We start from the raw sequence: 14,583 nt of genomic DNA, 5'->3' as shown, positions 1-14,583 counted from the left end.
AACGGCGTCTTCAGACGTTCCAGTCGCCGCGTCGCTCCGCTTCGGCGGCAGCGGCGCGGCGTTCCTCTTCTGCGGCCAGCTGCAACGCCGTCCTGCTCCACACGACTTTCAGCCAGTGGAAGGTCAGTACGATCACGGTCAGCCAGCCGATGATCAGGCCGATACCCGGACCCGCCGCCTCGACACCCGGCGCCGGAGTCTGTCGGGTCCAGATGGCGAGCATCCCGAAGACGATCGACACGGCCGTTCCCGCGAGCGCAACCCAGGCCAGTGCCCAACGGCGCGTGATCAGCGCCAGCATCGACGCGACGACGCCGAACACCACTTCGAACCAGACGAACAGTCGCGACGGCAAAGTGATGACTTCTGCGCGGGCATCGTCCCCGTAGACCAACACCTCCCAGCCGTTCGCGACACCGGAATGCGGCAAGGTCAGGGACCCCAGCAGAATCACGACAGCGATCGCGACGACCAGCGCCCGCACTCCCGGGTCGATCTCACCGGCGACCTTCTTCTCGGCCGCGTCGAAATCTTTCAGATAGCTCTCGATCGGATCGCTCTCGCCGCTCGGACCGTTGTCCCCGCTGGTGCGATCGTCGTCGTGCGAGGAGGTCATGCGCTGCATCCCATCTGAGCGGGTAGTGGTGCCGGTGCACCGATCTGCGGGAGTCCGAGCCCGACACCGATAGGCGGAGTCTTGGGGGTGACGCCCTTCTCGAAGGAGTCACCGGCGCGGGTGCGACGGTGGGTGAGGACCGGCGTGTCGGCGACCAAGTGGTGCGGGGCCGCCGCGCTCACCACCAGGGTGACGACATCGCCGGGCCGGATGTTGCCGTCGATGTTGCCCTCGGGACGGAAATGGACGAGCCTGCCGTCGCGGGCGCGTCCGCTCATCCGCAACGTTTCCGCGTTCTTGCGACCCTCACCGGCAGCGACGAGGAGTTCCACCTCGGCACCGACCAGCTTCCGATTCTCCTCGAGCGTGATCTCCTCCTGAAGTGCAATGAGACGCTCGTACCGTTCTTGAACGACGGCTTTGGGGAGCTGACCCTCCATGTCGGCGGCGGGCGTGCCCGGACGCTTGGAGTACTGGAAGGTGAAGGCACTGGTGAACCGGGCCTGCCGGACGACGTCGAGTGTGCCCTGGAAGTCTTCCTCGGTCTCACCGGGGAAACCGACGATGATGTCGGTGGTGATCGCCGCGTGCGGCATCGCAGTGCGGACCTTCTCGATGATGCCAAGAAACCGCGTCGTCCGGTACGAACGCCGCATCGCCTTCAGCACGCGGTCGGAGCCGGACTGCAGCGGCATGTGCAGTTGCGGGCAGACCGCCGGAGTTTCCGCCATGGCCTCGATGACGTCGTCGGTGAACTCGGCCGGGTGCGGCGACGTGAACCGGATCCGCTCGAGTCCGTCGATCTCGCCGCATGCGCGGAGCAGTGAGGCGAACGCCCCCCGATCGCGCGGCTGCTCCGGGTCGGCGAATGACACGCCATAGGCGTTGACGTTCTGGCCGAGGAGGGTCACTTCGAGGACGCCCTCGTTCACGAGAGCCTGAACCTCGGCAAGAATGTCGCCAGGCCTGCGGTCGACTTCCTTGCCACGCAGGGCGGGCACGATGCAGAACGTGCAGGTGTTGTTGCAGCCCACCGAGATGGACACCCACCCGGCATACGCCGACTCTCGCTTCGCGGGCAGCGTGGACGGGAACGCCTCGAGGGCGTCGAGGATCTCGACCTCGGCTCGCTGGTTGTGACGCGCACGGTCCAGCAGCGCAGGCAGCGACCCGATGTTGTGGGTTCCGAACACGACGTCCACCCACGGCGCCTTCTTCACGACGACATCGCGGTCCTTCTGGGCCAGGCAACCACCGACCGCGATCTGCATGTCGGGGTTCTTCTCTTTCGCAGGCGCGAGATGACTCAGATTGCCGTACAGCTTGTTGTCGGCGTTCTCGCGCACCGCGCACGTGTTGAACACCACGAGGTCGGGCGTCTGCCCGGTGGCCGCCTTGGTGTACCCGGCGTCCTCGAGCAGACCCGACAGGCGCTCGGAGTCGTGCACGTTCATCTGGCAGCCGTAGGTGCGCACCTCGTAGCTGCGCTGAGAGTTCTGGTCGATCGTGTCCACGTTCCCAGGGTACGGGCCTCGACAAATCGCCTCGTCGGGGCCGCTGTGCACCACGACACACCGTCGGCACCCGGCAGTAAAGTTTCCGTGACATCCCGAGGATTCTCGGAGTAAATGTCGAGACTGCCGCTTCCACCACATAGGGTCTTCGACTATGACGCAAGCCGACGATGCGACGCCGACACCCCCGACGGGTACGGCCACGTCCATGATCTCGATGCAATCGGTGAACAAGCACTTCGGCGCCCTCCATGTTCTTCAGGACATCGACCTCGAAGTTCCGCGCGGGCAGGTCGTGATCGTCCTCGGGCCCTCGGGTTCCGGAAAGTCGACGCTCTGCCGCACCATCAACCGCCTCGAGCCGATCGACTCCGGGGTCATCGCAGTGGACGGCAAGGTCCTGCCCGCCGAGGGCAAGGCTCTGGCAGCGCTCCGCGCGGACGTGGGCATGGTGTTCCAATCCTTCAATCTGTTCGCCCACAAGACAATTCTCGAGAACGTGATGCTCGCTCCGATGAAGGTCCGGAAGAAGAGCACCGCGGATGCGAAGGCCACCGCTCGCCAACTGCTCGAACGGGTCGGTATTGCGAATCAGGCGGACAAGTACCCCGCTCAGCTGTCGGGTGGACAGCAGCAGCGCGTAGCAATAGCGCGTGCGCTCGCCATGAATCCGAAGGTGATGCTGTTCGACGAGCCGACCTCCGCACTCGACCCGGAAATGGTCAACGAGGTCCTCGACGTCATGACCTCGCTCGCCAAGGAAGGCATGACGATGCTCGTGGTCACCCACGAGATGGGGTTCGCCCGCAAGGCCGGTGATCGCGTCCTGTTCATGGCCGACGGCCAGATCGTCGAAGACTCCGATCCCAGCACCTTCTTCACCGCTCCGGAATCGGAGCGCGCGAAGGACTTTCTCGGCAAGATTCTCAGCCACTGATCCAGTCGAGGGCCGCGGGCGGTCATCCGCTCGCGGGCTTCGGTGGACTTCCCCTGTCTCAACCCGTTATTTCTATGGAGAGGAACTCGATGAGGATCAATCGCGCGATTCGTTGGGGAATCGGCGTCATGGCAGTCGCCGTCGTCGCGTCCGGCTGCGGCGGAGGTGAGGAGAAGAGCGCTTCTCAGAGTGCATCCGAGGGCAAGTTGACCGTGGGCATCAAGTTCGACCAGCCCGGTCTCGGCCTGCGTAACCCCGACGGAAGCTTCAGCGGCTTCGACGTCGAGGTGGCCGAATATGTGGCCGGCAAGCTGGGCGTCGCACCCGAGAACATCGAGTTCAAGGAGTCGCCGTCCGCGCAGCGCGAGACCCTGATCCAGAACGGTGAGGTCGACTACATCGTCGCCACCTACTCGATCACGGACGCCCGCAAGGAAAAGGTCGACTTCGCGGGACCGTACTTCGTTGCGGGACAGTCACTTCTGGTGAAGTCGGAGAACACCGACATCACGGGCCCCGATTCGCTGCGCGGTGGAAAGAAGCTGTGCTCGGTCACGGGTTCCACTCCTGCGCAGAAGGTCAAGGACCAGTACGCCCAGGATGTGCAGCTGCAGGAGTTCGACACCTACTCCGCCTGTGTCGAGGCCCTGCGTAACGGCGCGGTCGACGCCGTGACCACCGACGACATCATCCTGGCCGGTTACGCCGCCCAGTACCCGGGTGAGCTGAAGGTGGTCGGTGAACCCTTCACCGAGGAGCGGTACGGAATCGGCCTCGCCAAGGGCGACGACGAGACCCGCGGCAAGATCAACGACGCCATCGACGCCATGATCGCGGACGGTTCGTGGCAGACCGCGTTCAACGACACCGTCGGAGCTTCCGGCTACCCGCTGCCTGCACCGCCGACCGTCGATCGTTACTGAGTATTTTTTCTCTCCGTGTCGGACGGCCTCGCTTCGGCGGGCCGTCCGACACGGTTCGACTCCAACCACCGGGATCTCGGGAGACGGTAAGTGGACCTACTGAGCAAGTACAGCGATCAGCTGATCGACGCCTTCTGGACGACGGTGCAACTCACCGCCTTCTCGGCCATCGGCGCGCTGATACTCGGCACCATCCTCGCCGCGATGCGGGTGTCGCCGATTCCCGTCGCACGCGGCGTCGGCGCCGCGTACGTGACAATCTTCCGGAACACTCCCCTGACGCTCATCATCATCTTCTGTTCGTTCGGGCTCTTCCAGACGATGGGCGTCACTCTCGCCCCCGAACAGTCACCGACTTTCTTCACCGAGAACAACTTTCGTCTCGCCGTTCTGGGTTTGAGCATCTACACCGCAGCCTTCGTCTGCGAGTCGCTCCGGTCCGGTATCAACACCGTGCACGTCGGGCAGGCCGAGGCCGGACGGTCGCTCGGCCTCACGTTCTCCCAGAATCTGCGCCTGATCGTGCTGCCCCAGGCTTTCCGAGCCGTGACCGCACCCCTGGGTAGCGTCCTCATCGCCTTGACCAAGAACACCACGATCGCCTCGGTGATCGGCGTCGCCGAGGCGTCACTGCTCATGAAGGAGATGATCGAGAACGAGGCCGCAATCTTCGTCGTCGGTGGCATCTTCGCCCTCGGATTCGTGGTTCTCACACTGCCGATGGGCCTTCTGTTCGGCTACCTGAGCAAGCGATTCGAGGTTGCACGATGAGCAATTCGGCCACTGTCCTCTACGACGCCCCCGGACCCCGCGCGCGGAACACCTACCGCTTGATCTCCGTGGCGGTGGCCGTCCTCCTCCTCGGCATCGGTTACCTCGTCTTCGTGGCGCTCGACGACAAGGGACAGCTGACGTCCGCGAAGTGGAATCCCTTCGTCGAGTCGACATCGTGGACCACGTATCTGATTCCCGGCATCCGCGGAACGCTCGTGGCTGCAGCCGTGTCGATCGTGTTGGCGTTGATTCTCGGCGCGATTCTCGGTATCGGCCGACTGTCGGATCATCGCCCGATTCGGTGGATTGCCGGCGGGATCGTGGAACTTTTCCGTTCCATCCCGGTGCTGATTCTGATGATCTTCTCGTACCAGCTCTTCGCCGAATACGAGGTCTTCAAGTCGAAGTATCTGGCCCTCGCCGCCGTCATCGTGGGTCTCACTCTCTACAACGGTTCGGTGATCGCCGAAATCGTGCGCGCAGGGATCAACTCACTCCCCAAGGGGCAAAGTGAGGCGGCGATGGCCCTGGGTATGCGCAAAGGCCAGATCATGCGGACGATTCTTCTTCCGCAGGCCGTCACCGCGATGCTGCCGGCCATCATCTCGCAGATGGTGGTGGCTTTGAAGGACTCCGCTCTCGGTTACCTCATCGGGTACGTGGAGGTGGTGCGCTCGGGGCAGCAACTCGGCGCCTTCTACGGCAACTACCTGCCCGCGTTGATCGTCGTGGCCATCATCATGATTGCGCTCAACTCGACACTGACCGTGGTGGCGACCCGAGTGGAGAAGCGACTGCGTTCCGGCCGCAAGGGTGGAGCGATCCCCCCTGCGGACATCGGGGTCGTCCCTGCGGTCTCGGTTCCGGGACTGGACATCACCGACAAGAGACTGTGATGTGGAGCGGCAGGGCGGAACGCCGTCCCACCCTGCCGCTGCTCCCGGAATGCTGCGGGGCTCACTCGTCGTCGAACATTCCGTCGGTATCGTCGCCGAGGTGCTCGAGCTGTTCTTTGACCACCTCGAATGCCATTCCTTGTGAAAAGCCCCGGCGGGCAAGCATCGACACGAGGCGTCGAACTGCCCGGTCGCGGTCGTCGACGGAAAGCGTCCGCAGCTTCTTCGCGACCAGTTCGGTGGCCCGTTCGCGTTCGTCTTCGCTGTCGATCTGTGCGAGCGCCTCGCTGGCGTGCTCCTGGCCGATGCCTTTGCGACGTAATTCCATGGCAAGCGCCCGCTTGCCTTTACCGGAGTAGGTGTGCCGCGACTGGACCCATTGCTGGGCGAAGTCGGCGTCATTGACCAATCCGACTTCGCTGAGGCGATCGAGTACACGTTCGGAGATATCGGCCGAGTAGCCCTTCTTCGCGAGCCGCTCGGACAGTTCTGCTCTGCTTCGGGCACGATCCGTGAGGAGACGCAGGCACAATTCCTTGGCCTGCGTCTCCGTCCCACCTTCGCCCGTCGGACGCACGATCGCTTCCCTAGAAGTCGACCGGGGCAGCGTCGTCCGTCACAGCGGTCACGTCGGCCCCGATCCCGAGCTTCTCCTTGATCTTCTTCTCGATCTCGTCCCGGATGTCGGTGTTCTCCAGCAAGAATTTTCGGGCATTTTCCTTACCCTGGCCCAACTGGTCGCCTTCGTACGTGTACCAGGATCCGGACTTGCGGATGAACCCGTGCTCGACGCCCATGTCGATCAGCGAGCCTTCCTTGCTGATTCCGAGCCCGTAGAGGATGTCGAACTCTGCCTGCTTGAACGGCGGGGCCACCTTGTTCTTGACGACCTTGACGCGCGTGCGGTTACCGACCGCGTCCGTGCCGTCCTTGAGGGTCTCGATACGCCGAACGTCCAGGCGCACCGAGGAGTAGAACTTCAGCGCTTTACCACCCGTGGTCGTTTCGGGGGAACCGAACATGACGCCGATCTTCTCGCGCAGCTGGTTGATGAAGATGGCGGTGGTGCCCGAATTGCTGAGCGCACCAGTCATCTTGCGCAGTGCCTGGCTCATCAGACGGGCCTGCAAACCCACGTGGCTGTCGCCCATTTCGCCTTCGATCTCGGCACGGGGGACGAGCGCCGCCACCGAGTCGATCACGAGAATGTCGAGGGCGCCGGAACGGATCAGCATGTCGGCGATTTCGAGCGCCTGCTCACCGGTGTCGGGCTGCGACACCAGCAGGGCATCGGTATCGACACCGAGCTTCTGCGCATAGTCGGGATCGAGAGCGTGCTCGGCGTCGATGAAGGCGGCGATGCCGCCGGCAGCCTGGGCATTGGCGACCGCATGCAGAGCGACCGTGGTCTTACCCGACGACTCCGGGCCGTAGATCTCGATGACTCGGCCCCGGGGCAGGCCGCCGATGCCGAGGGCCACGTCCAACGCGATGGAACCGGTCGGGATGACAGCGATGGGCTGACGCACACCTTCGCCCAGGCGCATCACCGAGCCCTTGCCGAAGTTCTTGTCGATCTGCGCAAGCGCCAGGTCGAGCGCCTTGTCGCGATCGTGTGCTTGTGGTGCCATCGTCGGTCCCCATTCTCGAGTTCGTCTGTGCTCTGCGGTCAGGTTAGATCCAGGTACCGACAAGAACCGTGACCACCGAACATCTCCAGCATAGGGGAACGTGTGTTCGATTGTCGCGATCGGGGTTCGACACGCCGCCCGGATTGCCGGTCGTCTGATCAGGCGGCGGTGCTGCTCATCTGGTGCCGCTCATCTGCACTGCGGCGGTGCCGCTCATCTACGCTGCGGGGGGACGTCGAATTCGGCGCAAAGTTCTCGCCACACTTCCCGCGGTTCGCGGCCTTCTTCGATGGCTTCGGCGGCGGTTTTGCCACCGAGGCCGAGGAGGACGTGGTCGACGAGCAGTGCGTCGCCGCGCATCTGTCCGAACTCGTCGCGGACCAGTTGGTGAAATTCGGTCAGTCGCACGTTTCCACGCTAGCGGACGCGCGCGGGGCGGGTTGTCATCGCAGTGCTCCGCGGCACACTTCGACGGGATCATCGACTTCGGCGATGGTTTTCGCGGCCCGTTGTGCCGCCTCGGCGAATGCCGCGTGGGACAGCACCTGTTCCACCGCGGCACGAAGAGCATCCGGGCTCGGTGGTCGGACGATGACGGCGCTCCCCTGCCGGACGGCACGGTTGGCCAGTTCCCACTGATCGCCGCCTCCGGGCACTACCACCACCGGGACTCCTGCAAGCAGCGCCTTTGCGAGCATCCCGTGGCCACCCCCGCAGACGACGACGTCTGCCTGCTGCAACATGACGTCCTGCCGTCCGAGCCCGGCGCGCGCCCAGGCCGGGACCGTCGTCGGCGCTCCCTCCAGGATCGAGGCGATCACCCGCACTCCGGCTCCCTCGAGTCCGCTGAGGGTGGTTTCGAGCATGCCTTCGGCGCCGGTGAAGGCGGTGGACGGCGCAACCATGACCAGCGGATCGCTGCCGTCGGGGACCGGTAGCACCTCGTCGGTGGGTTCCCACAACAGCGGGCCGACCACATACGTCTCCGCAGGCCAATCGGGTCGCGGCACCTCGAGCGCAGGGAGGGTGGCGATAAGTCGGCGCACAGGGCCCGGGTCCTCGTTCGGCAGTCCGACACTGACGCGCGCCTGCGCGCGCTGCCGCTCACCCTGCCGGATCGATCGTGCCGTCGCGGCCCGCATGAGGGTATCGCGAATCCGGCCGCGGACACCGGTCCCGGGAGCGAGACCACTACCGATGGGCGGCAATCCCTTCGACGGTGCGTAGAGCGGATGGGGTGACAGTTCGATCCAGGGGATCCCCAACCTCTCGGCGGCCATTCCTCCGCCCGCGGTGAGGATGTCGGAGACCACCAGGTCGGGGTTCATCGCGCGCAGGTCGGGCAAGAGTTCGGTGGAGATGTGCGCGGCCCGTCCGTGGATGCGCGCACCTGCGTCGAGGTCGTCATCGATGGGCCGCGGTGCGAGGCCCCTCAGCAGTTCGGTGGGCACTCCGGCTGCCCGTGCCGGCTCGATCCAGCGGGCGCCTGTGAACAGGACCGGTTCCTCGCCCGCCTCGATGAATGCCAGGCACAAGGCAAGGGCGGGAAAGGCATGTCCGGGATCCGGCCCGGCGACCACAGCGACTCGCACGAGCACAGGGTGTCACACGGCCGTTGTCACCGAGTCTCGAACGCCGATTCGGCAGCGCCCAGCGCCCGCGCCCGGTCGGCGGCGACGAGCCCGATCCGGGTACGCCGGTCGAGGAGATCATCCACGTCGAGCGCGCCCTCGTGCGAGACCCCGAAGTCGAGTTCGGCACGGCTGACGTCCAGCCCGTCCGCAATCGGCGCCAGCATGGCCGGGTCGGCGGCGACGAGCGCGGCTTCGGTCCCGTAGCGGGCGATCAGCGACGGCGGCGCGGCCACGTTTCGCAGGGCGTCCGGGGAGGCCGCACCGACGAGCGGCAGAGCGCGAGTGCGGCAGGGACCCGCCGGCAGTCCTGCGAGCTCGACGACGGCGTCGACCGCGTCTTCCGCCATCTTGCGGTAGGTGGTCAGTTTGCCACCGACCACGCTGACGAGTCCCGTCCTGGAATGCAGGACTGCGTGGTTGCGAGACAGGTCGGCCGTCGAGCCGTCGCCGGTGTGGAGGAGGGGGCGCAGACCTGCGAAGGTACCCAGAACATCCGAGCGTCCCAGCGGGTTCTCCAAAGCAGTGTTGACCGTGGCCAGCAGGAAGTCGATCTCCTCCTCGGATGCGGCCGGGATGTCGGGCACAGGCCCGGGTGCCGCCTCGTCCGTCAAACCGAGGTACACCCTGCCCAATTGGGCCGGCAACGCGAAGACGAAACGATTGGACGCCCCCGGGATGGGCACGGTCAGCGCGGCGGTGGGATTGCCGAGGCGGCCTGCGGACAGCACGAGATGCGTGCCACGACTAGGCCTGAGACTGATGTCGGGGTCGATCTCCCCCGACCAGACCCCCGCCGCGTTGATCACCGTGCGCGCCTCGATCACCATTTCCGACCCGGTCAACTCGTCACGCAGTGTGGCCGACGTGCCGGTCACCCTGTACGCGCCCGTCCGTGTGAGAATTTTCGCGCCGTGCATCGCCGCCGTACGGGCGAGACCGATCACGAGTCGGGCGTCGTCGACGAGCTGGCCGTCGAACGCGATGAGACCGCCTCGCAACCCCCGCCTGCGCACTGCTGGGGCGAGCTCGGCCACACGGTCGGGACGCACCGTCCGCGACCTCGGCAGGACGGTCGGCGACGTGTGTGCCCCGGCCCGCAAGATGTCGCCCGCGAGGAAACCCGCGCGAACCAGGGTCTTGCCGAACACGGTGGTGGAGTCGAGGACGGGAACCAGCTGCGGCAGTGCCCGGACGAGGTGCGGGGCCGTCCGGGTCATCAGAATCCCCCGTTCGATCGCACTTTCCCGTGCGATACCGACGTTGCCCGAAGCCAGGTAGCGCAATCCCCCGTGCACGAGCTTGGAACTCCACCTGCTGGTTCCGAACGCGAGGTCGCGTTTCTCGACGAGCACGACATTCAACCCCCGCGTCGCGGCATCGAGGGCCACACCGGCGCCGGTCACGCCGCCACCGATCACGAGTACGTCGACGCGCCCGTCGTCTGCCAGCTGGTGCAGTTCGCGCGTCCTGCGGTCGGCATGGAGCGCCGAGGGGTGAGTCGCAATTCCGTCGGTCACCGAAGTCCTCCAGCGCTCTCGTGGTTCGGTGGTGCAAGGTAGGCACCGATCGCCCGGTGCAGCTCTTCGGTAAGCGCATCGTCGGGTAGTTCCTCGGCGACCATTGCCGCTGACTGGACCGCGGACTGTGCAATGAGCAGCACCATGGTGGCGATGTGGCGACTGTCGCCGGCGCGCACGGAGTTCTGTCGCTGGCCGGCAACCACGGCGAGGGCCACCCGGTCGATGATCGCTTTCTGGCTGGTTCCCAGGCGCTCGAGGACGTATGTCGTGAAGAGTTCCTGATCCGAGCGCAGAATCTTGACGAAGAGGGGATGATGTCGCACCGCCGCGGAGACGTCGACGACAGCGTCGACGAGTTGGTCGTATACCGGCTCGTCGAGTGTGAATGCCGGGGTGAGATCGGCGATCTCGCGCGTCATGAGGTCGGCGACCACCGCCCGGGTATCCGCCCAACGGCGGTAGACCGTCGGTCGGCTGACCCCCGCCCGGCGCGCGACCTCGGCCAGGGTGGTTCTGCGCAACCCGAAGTCGAGGATGCAGGAACGTGCTGCGTCGAGAATGGCGTCGTCGACGCTCGGCGTGCTGTCGTCACGCGACAGAGGATTACGGATAGACATCGTGTGTAACATCGTAACGTATGGGCGATGTTCACACCTCGGCACCGCCCGCAGTACTGAAACTGCGCCGGGGACTGTGGGCGTCGGCCGTCAAGTAGAGGCGCGGACGCTAGTTCGGGAATCCCGGCGTTTCCGTCATGGTCCGAGTCTTGCGCCTCCATCGCCACCGCCAGCCCCGCCACGTTGCGCTACGCCACAGCGCTTCAGGAAGACCGAGTCACTCGAAGTAGTAGAGGTCGAAGCCGACGGCGCGGTCGGCTTCGAATCCGGGCTGTGGGGCGGTGACCGCCTCGACCTGGGCGCGCGCCTGTTTTCCCACGGGGATGTCGGACAGCGCTTCGAGATAGCGTGCATGCTCGGCGAGTGACACAACGGCTCGATCGACGGTGTCCGTGACGTCGACCGCATGAGTGGGTTGCATGGTGTTGACCGCGACCCAGCGCACTCCGCGCCACGGCGGCAGTCCCCTCTCCCCCAGTTCGGGAAAGATCCACTCGTTCGCGGCATCCGCTGCGGCATCGAGGACACTGCGTCCGAGGGCGCGATGGTCGGCACTGTTGGGCTGCCCGGGACCCCAGGTATCGCCGAAGTGTGCGGTCACCACCAGGTCGGGGCGATGACGCCGAATGGCCGCAGCGAGGTCGCGGCGCAGATCCAGACTTTCGACGAGCCGCCCGTCGGGGTAGCCGAGAAACTCCACTTGCGACACCCCGACGACGGCCGCCGAGCGACGCTCCTCCTCCTCGCGGATGGGACCCGATTCACGAGGGTGCAGTCCCGCGATTCCGGCTTCGCCACTGGTCGCGAGCACATATCGGATGTCCTTGCCCTGTGCGGTCCATCGGGCGATCGCCGCTGCCGCCCCGTATTCGATGTCATCGGGGTGGGCGACGACGACGAGCCCGCGATGCCAGTCCTCAGGTACCGGTTGCATAGTTCGAGACTGCACCTCAGAGGCGTGTGATGTCAGACTTCTCGCCGGATCCGGACATCGCCTTGTACAGGAGGTATGCCCCGAACACGACGGCACTGACGACAAGTACCCAGAACAGGCCCTCGATCAATGCACCGACGACGGCCAGCGCGATCCAGATCAGCACGATCGCCAGAACGATTTTCCAGAACATGACTTCCTCCACTCACATCTCCCCGATCGATTCCTGCGCGACATCCGATGGACCCCACTCGTCGGGTACGCACACCAGCCTGGCACGTGGCTGCCCGTAAAGCACCAGGTCATCGCAAAGATCAGGGAAAGTTCAGGGTTGTCCCCCACTCCCCCGAGCCCGGGCGGCGCCGGTCACGACGCCATGGGAAGACATGACAGAGCTCAGCGGTATCGGCGCACGATGTCGTCGATCTCGCCGAGCGCCGCGGCGAGGCCGGCCAGCTTTTCGGTAGCCGACACCAGCTCCGCACGTTCGGTGGCCAGGCCGCCCACTGCCCCGGACGCGCCGGGAACCGTGACTTCGGCGGCAGCCGCTACCAGTTCCTCGAATTGATCGACGCCGTCGTCGAGTTGGGCGGCGGCGGACGCGATGGCCCGGTGGAGCGACGGCGCTGCTGCCCGGCTTCCGACGGCGGCGCTCTCCATCTCCGCGATGTCGACGGCGACCGCGTGCAGAGCGGCCGCCGCGGACCGCGCTGTGCGGTGGGTGTCCTCGATGTCATCCGGACTGATCGACGCCGAACGACCGAGCACCCCCAGAATTCCGTGGAGTGCGCGCTCGCTGTGCACGAGCCGCTCCATCGGCTCCCGGGCGGCCGAGGAGGGAGACGGAAGGGACCGTCGGTCAGGGCGGCCCGGCGGCGGCACGACGGCGTCGAGCTTCCGGTAACGGTTCAGCGCCATCACGGCCGGCACCGCGAACACGACCGCGCCGCCGCCGGCCATCACCATCGACCATTCGGGGGCAGCGGCGAGGGCGAGGCCCGCAGCACCGGTCGCCGAGGATCCGGACACGATGCCGTAGCGCTGCGCCCACCGGCGAGCGCGTCGCTTCTTCCGTAACAGACGTTCGCGCGGATCACGCAAGCGCTGAGCAGCCTCGACGACCGACTCACCGGCGTCCCGCAAGGCGCCCTGCACTCCAACGAGGCCGGATACGACAGTGGCCGACCGGACGACACGTCCGGGTCGGCCACCTCGGGTGGGACTCATGGGGATCAGTGTTCGGCTACTGACCCGCAGTGCCGGTCTGGCCCGCGGCGGGAGGCTGCTGGTTGGCGGCTGGGGTAGCCGGGGCGGCGGCGGTCCCACCGGAAGGGAGCGCATCACCCTTCATCGACGCCCGGATCTGCTCGAGGCGGCTGTGGCCTGCCATCTGGATGCTGGCCTGCTGCACTTCCATCATGCGACCGGAGACCGAGTTCTGGGCGAGTTCGGCGGAGCCCAGTGCGTCGGCGTAGCGGCGTTCGATCTTGTCGCGCACGGCGTCGAGGCTGGGTGTATTGCCGGGCGCGGACAGCGTGCTGTCCATCGAACGCAGCGACTCGCTGACCCGCTCCTGCATCTTCGCCTGCTCGAGCTGACTGAGCAGCTTGGTGCGTTCCGCAACCTTGGACTGCAGTGCCATCGCGTTCTGCTCCACGGCCTTCTTTGCCTGCGCGGCGGCCTGGAGCGACTGATCGTGCAAAGCTTTGAGGTCTTCGACGCCCTGCTCTGCTGTGACCAGCTGAGCAGCGAAGGCCTCGGCGGCGTTGGTGTACTGGATCGCCTTCTCGGTGTCACCGGCAGCTTGCGCCTGATCAGCCAGGTTGACGGCCTGCCGGGCATTGGCGTTCAGCTTCTCGACCTCGTCGAGTTGACGGCTCAGCTTCATCTCGAGCTGGCGCTGGTTGCCGATGACAGACGCGGCCTGCTGTGAAAGGGCCTGGTGCTGACGCTGCGCATCCTCGATCGCCTGCTGAATCTGAACCTTGGGGTCAGCCTTCTCATCGATCTTGGAATTGAAGAGCGCCATCAGGTACTTCCATCCCTTGACGAAAGGATTAGCCATGGGTTTGATCCTGCCTCCATCTGTTGCGCCGCGCGATGCGCGACCCGATGCGCGACCGTCACGCACCGGAACAAGGGCTGCGCCCCGACTGCCTGTCTGACCACCGAAGACGAGATCGGCGTTACGTGAAATCTATCGGTTCGGCGGGCGCGGTGCTACGCAGCAGCGAGTGCCTGCGCCGTCGGCGCGGGAATCACGACCCTCGTGTCGCGGGCGATGGTCGTCGAACCGGCCCGTGCGGACACCTCGGCCGAAGCTCCGTCAGCCGTACGCTCGGCCGACGATCGGTCGGACAGCGACTCGCTGACGTCGACGAGGACATCGGAGAGTGGAACCTCCAATGCATCGCAGATCGCCGCCAGAAGCTCGCTCGAGGCCTCTTTACGCCCCCGCTCGACCTCGGACAGGTACCCGAGGCTCACTCGCGCACTGTTCGACACCTCACGCAGGGTCCGGCTCTGCGAAACGCGCGTGCGCCGAAGACTGTCACCGATTGCCTCACGCAATAGCAGCGCCATCTCG

The 14,583-nt window shown here is 65.7% G+C and carries 17 protein-coding genes; 4 read left to right on the top strand and 13 right to left on the bottom strand.

The features are described from left to right. Positions 1-10 precede the first annotated feature (10 nt). Positions 11-616, bottom strand: a complete 606-nt coding sequence (locus tag ACH49N_RS01800) for a hypothetical protein (protein WP_213571737.1) — start codon at positions 614-616, stop codon at positions 11-13. Beyond that, the gene (miaB, locus tag ACH49N_RS01795) at positions 613-2,130 is read right to left on the bottom strand and encodes a tRNA (N6-isopentenyl adenosine(37)-C2)-methylthiotransferase MiaB (RefSeq protein WP_358270414.1); all 1,518 of its coding nucleotides are present in this window, start codon (positions 2,128-2,130) and stop codon (positions 613-615) included. Before miaB ends, ACH49N_RS01800 begins: the two co-directional genes overlap by 4 nt. Before the next feature lie 208 nt (positions 2,131-2,338). Here miaB and ACH49N_RS01790 point away from each other — a divergent pair, with 208 nt between their 5' ends. The 4 genes from ACH49N_RS01790 to ACH49N_RS01775 all read left to right on the top strand — a co-directional run bounded on the left by ACH49N_RS01790 (position 2,339) and on the right by ACH49N_RS01775 (position 5,660). Continuing rightward, a complete protein-coding gene (locus ACH49N_RS01790; RefSeq protein WP_109335165.1) occupies positions 2,339-3,067 on the top strand; it encodes an amino acid ABC transporter ATP-binding protein in 729 nt (242 codons plus the stop codon). 89 nt (positions 3,068-3,156) lie between these two features. Further along, positions 3,157-3,990, top strand: a complete 834-nt coding sequence (locus ACH49N_RS01785) for a glutamate ABC transporter substrate-binding protein (protein WP_159926315.1) — start codon at positions 3,157-3,159, stop codon at positions 3,988-3,990. 90 nt (positions 3,991-4,080) lie between these two features. Beyond that, entirely contained in the window at positions 4,081-4,761 is a 681-nt protein-coding gene (locus ACH49N_RS01780; RefSeq protein ID WP_109330755.1) for an amino acid ABC transporter permease, read from the top strand. Then, complete coding sequence (locus tag ACH49N_RS01775) at positions 4,758-5,660, top strand: amino acid ABC transporter permease (protein WP_159926313.1); 903 nt, start codon at positions 4,758-4,760, stop codon at positions 5,658-5,660. The genes ACH49N_RS01780 and ACH49N_RS01775 overlap by 4 nt, the downstream gene beginning before the upstream one ends. A gap of 61 nt (positions 5,661-5,721) precedes the next feature. Here the strand turns inward: ACH49N_RS01775 and recX are convergent, their stop codons facing one another. The 11 genes from recX to ACH49N_RS01720 form a co-directional block, all read right to left on the bottom strand. After that, positions 5,722-6,237 (bottom strand): recombination regulator RecX, encoded by a 516-nt coding sequence (gene recX, locus ACH49N_RS01770; RefSeq protein WP_358270417.1) that lies wholly within the window; start codon positions 6,235-6,237, stop codon positions 5,722-5,724. Between the two features lie 10 nt (positions 6,238-6,247). Next, entirely contained in the window at positions 6,248-7,291 is a 1,044-nt protein-coding gene (gene recA / locus ACH49N_RS01765; protein WP_109330760.1) for a recombinase RecA, read from the bottom strand. A 213-nt stretch (positions 7,292-7,504) separates the two neighbouring features. Continuing rightward, on the bottom strand, positions 7,505-7,699 hold the full coding sequence (locus tag ACH49N_RS01760; protein WP_109330762.1) for a DUF3046 domain-containing protein: 195 nt from the start codon (positions 7,697-7,699) through the stop codon (positions 7,505-7,507). Between the two features lie 35 nt (positions 7,700-7,734). Beyond that, positions 7,735-8,883, bottom strand: coding sequence for a nucleotide disphospho-sugar-binding domain-containing protein (locus tag ACH49N_RS01755; RefSeq protein ID WP_358270419.1), 1,149 nt, complete (start codon positions 8,881-8,883; stop codon positions 7,735-7,737). Between the two features lie 26 nt (positions 8,884-8,909). Next, the gene (locus ACH49N_RS01750; RefSeq protein ID WP_397504359.1) at positions 8,910-10,442 is read right to left on the bottom strand and encodes a glycerol-3-phosphate dehydrogenase/oxidase; all 1,533 of its coding nucleotides are present in this window, start codon (positions 10,440-10,442) and stop codon (positions 8,910-8,912) included. Next, entirely contained in the window at positions 10,439-11,062 is a 624-nt protein-coding gene (locus tag ACH49N_RS01745; protein WP_358270421.1) for a helix-turn-helix domain-containing protein, read from the bottom strand. Before ACH49N_RS01745 ends, ACH49N_RS01750 begins: the two co-directional genes overlap by 4 nt. Before the next feature lie 217 nt (positions 11,063-11,279). Then, the gene (locus tag ACH49N_RS01740; protein ID WP_250764047.1) at positions 11,280-11,996 is read right to left on the bottom strand and encodes a PIG-L deacetylase family protein; all 717 of its coding nucleotides are present in this window, start codon (positions 11,994-11,996) and stop codon (positions 11,280-11,282) included. 16 nt (positions 11,997-12,012) lie between these two features. Continuing rightward, positions 12,013-12,189 carry a hypothetical protein gene (locus ACH49N_RS01735; protein WP_201453468.1) on the bottom strand — a complete coding sequence of 59 codons (177 nt, stop codon included), beginning with the start codon at positions 12,187-12,189 and terminating at the stop codon, positions 12,013-12,015. Between the two features lie 203 nt (positions 12,190-12,392). Next, complete coding sequence (locus tag ACH49N_RS01730; RefSeq protein ID WP_358270424.1) at positions 12,393-13,223, bottom strand: hypothetical protein; 831 nt, start codon at positions 13,221-13,223, stop codon at positions 12,393-12,395. Between the two features lie 16 nt (positions 13,224-13,239). Then, positions 13,240-14,061, bottom strand: coding sequence for a phage shock protein PspA (gene pspA, locus ACH49N_RS01725; RefSeq protein ID WP_159926303.1), 822 nt, complete (start codon positions 14,059-14,061; stop codon positions 13,240-13,242). A 155-nt stretch (positions 14,062-14,216) separates the two neighbouring features. After that, a complete protein-coding gene (locus ACH49N_RS01720) occupies positions 14,217-14,579 on the bottom strand; it encodes a helix-turn-helix domain-containing protein (RefSeq protein ID WP_159926301.1) in 363 nt (120 codons plus the stop codon). Between the last annotated feature and the right edge of the window lie 4 nt (positions 14,580-14,583).

The sequence above is a fragment of the Rhodococcus sp. NPDC019647 genome (assembly GCF_044389235.1).
GTDB classification, from domain to species: domain Bacteria; phylum Actinomycetota; class Actinomycetes; order Mycobacteriales; family Mycobacteriaceae; genus Rhodococcus_F; species Rhodococcus_F oxybenzonivorans.
The sequence above is the reverse complement of the archived record's forward strand: the minus strand, read 5'-3'. Positions and strand labels throughout refer to the sequence as shown.

Excerpts from the sequence above, each read along its gene's own strand:
- ACH49N_RS01735 (WP_201453468.1), bottom strand. The coding sequence starts at position 12,189 with ATGTTCTGGAAAATCGTTCTGGCGATCGTGCTGATCTGGATCGCGCTG.
- ACH49N_RS01720 (WP_159926301.1), bottom strand. The coding sequence starts at position 14,579 with ATGGCGCTGCTATTGCGTGAGGCAATCGGTGACAGTCTTCGGCGCACG.
- ACH49N_RS01745 (WP_358270421.1), bottom strand. The coding sequence starts at position 11,062 with ATGTCTATCCGTAATCCTCTGTCGCGTGACGACAGCACGCCGAGCGTC.
- ACH49N_RS01790 (WP_109335165.1), top strand. The coding sequence starts at position 2,339 with ATGATCTCGATGCAATCGGTGAACAAGCACTTCGGCGCCCTCCATGTT.
- pspA (WP_159926303.1), bottom strand. The coding sequence starts at position 14,061 with ATGGCTAATCCTTTCGTCAAGGGATGGAAGTACCTGATGGCGCTCTTC.
- recA (WP_109330760.1), bottom strand. The coding sequence starts at position 7,291 with ATGGCACCACAAGCACACGATCGCGACAAGGCGCTCGACCTGGCGCTT.
- ACH49N_RS01730 (WP_358270424.1), bottom strand. The coding sequence starts at position 13,223 with ATGAGTCCCACCCGAGGTGGCCGACCCGGACGTGTCGTCCGGTCGGCC.
- ACH49N_RS01775 (WP_159926313.1), top strand. The coding sequence starts at position 4,758 with ATGAGCAATTCGGCCACTGTCCTCTACGACGCCCCCGGACCCCGCGCG.
- ACH49N_RS01740 (WP_250764047.1), bottom strand. The coding sequence starts at position 11,996 with ATGCAACCGGTACCTGAGGACTGGCATCGCGGGCTCGTCGTCGTCGCC.
- ACH49N_RS01800 (WP_213571737.1), bottom strand. The coding sequence starts at position 616 with ATGACCTCCTCGCACGACGACGATCGCACCAGCGGGGACAACGGTCCG.
- ACH49N_RS01785 (WP_159926315.1), top strand. The coding sequence starts at position 3,157 with ATGAGGATCAATCGCGCGATTCGTTGGGGAATCGGCGTCATGGCAGTC.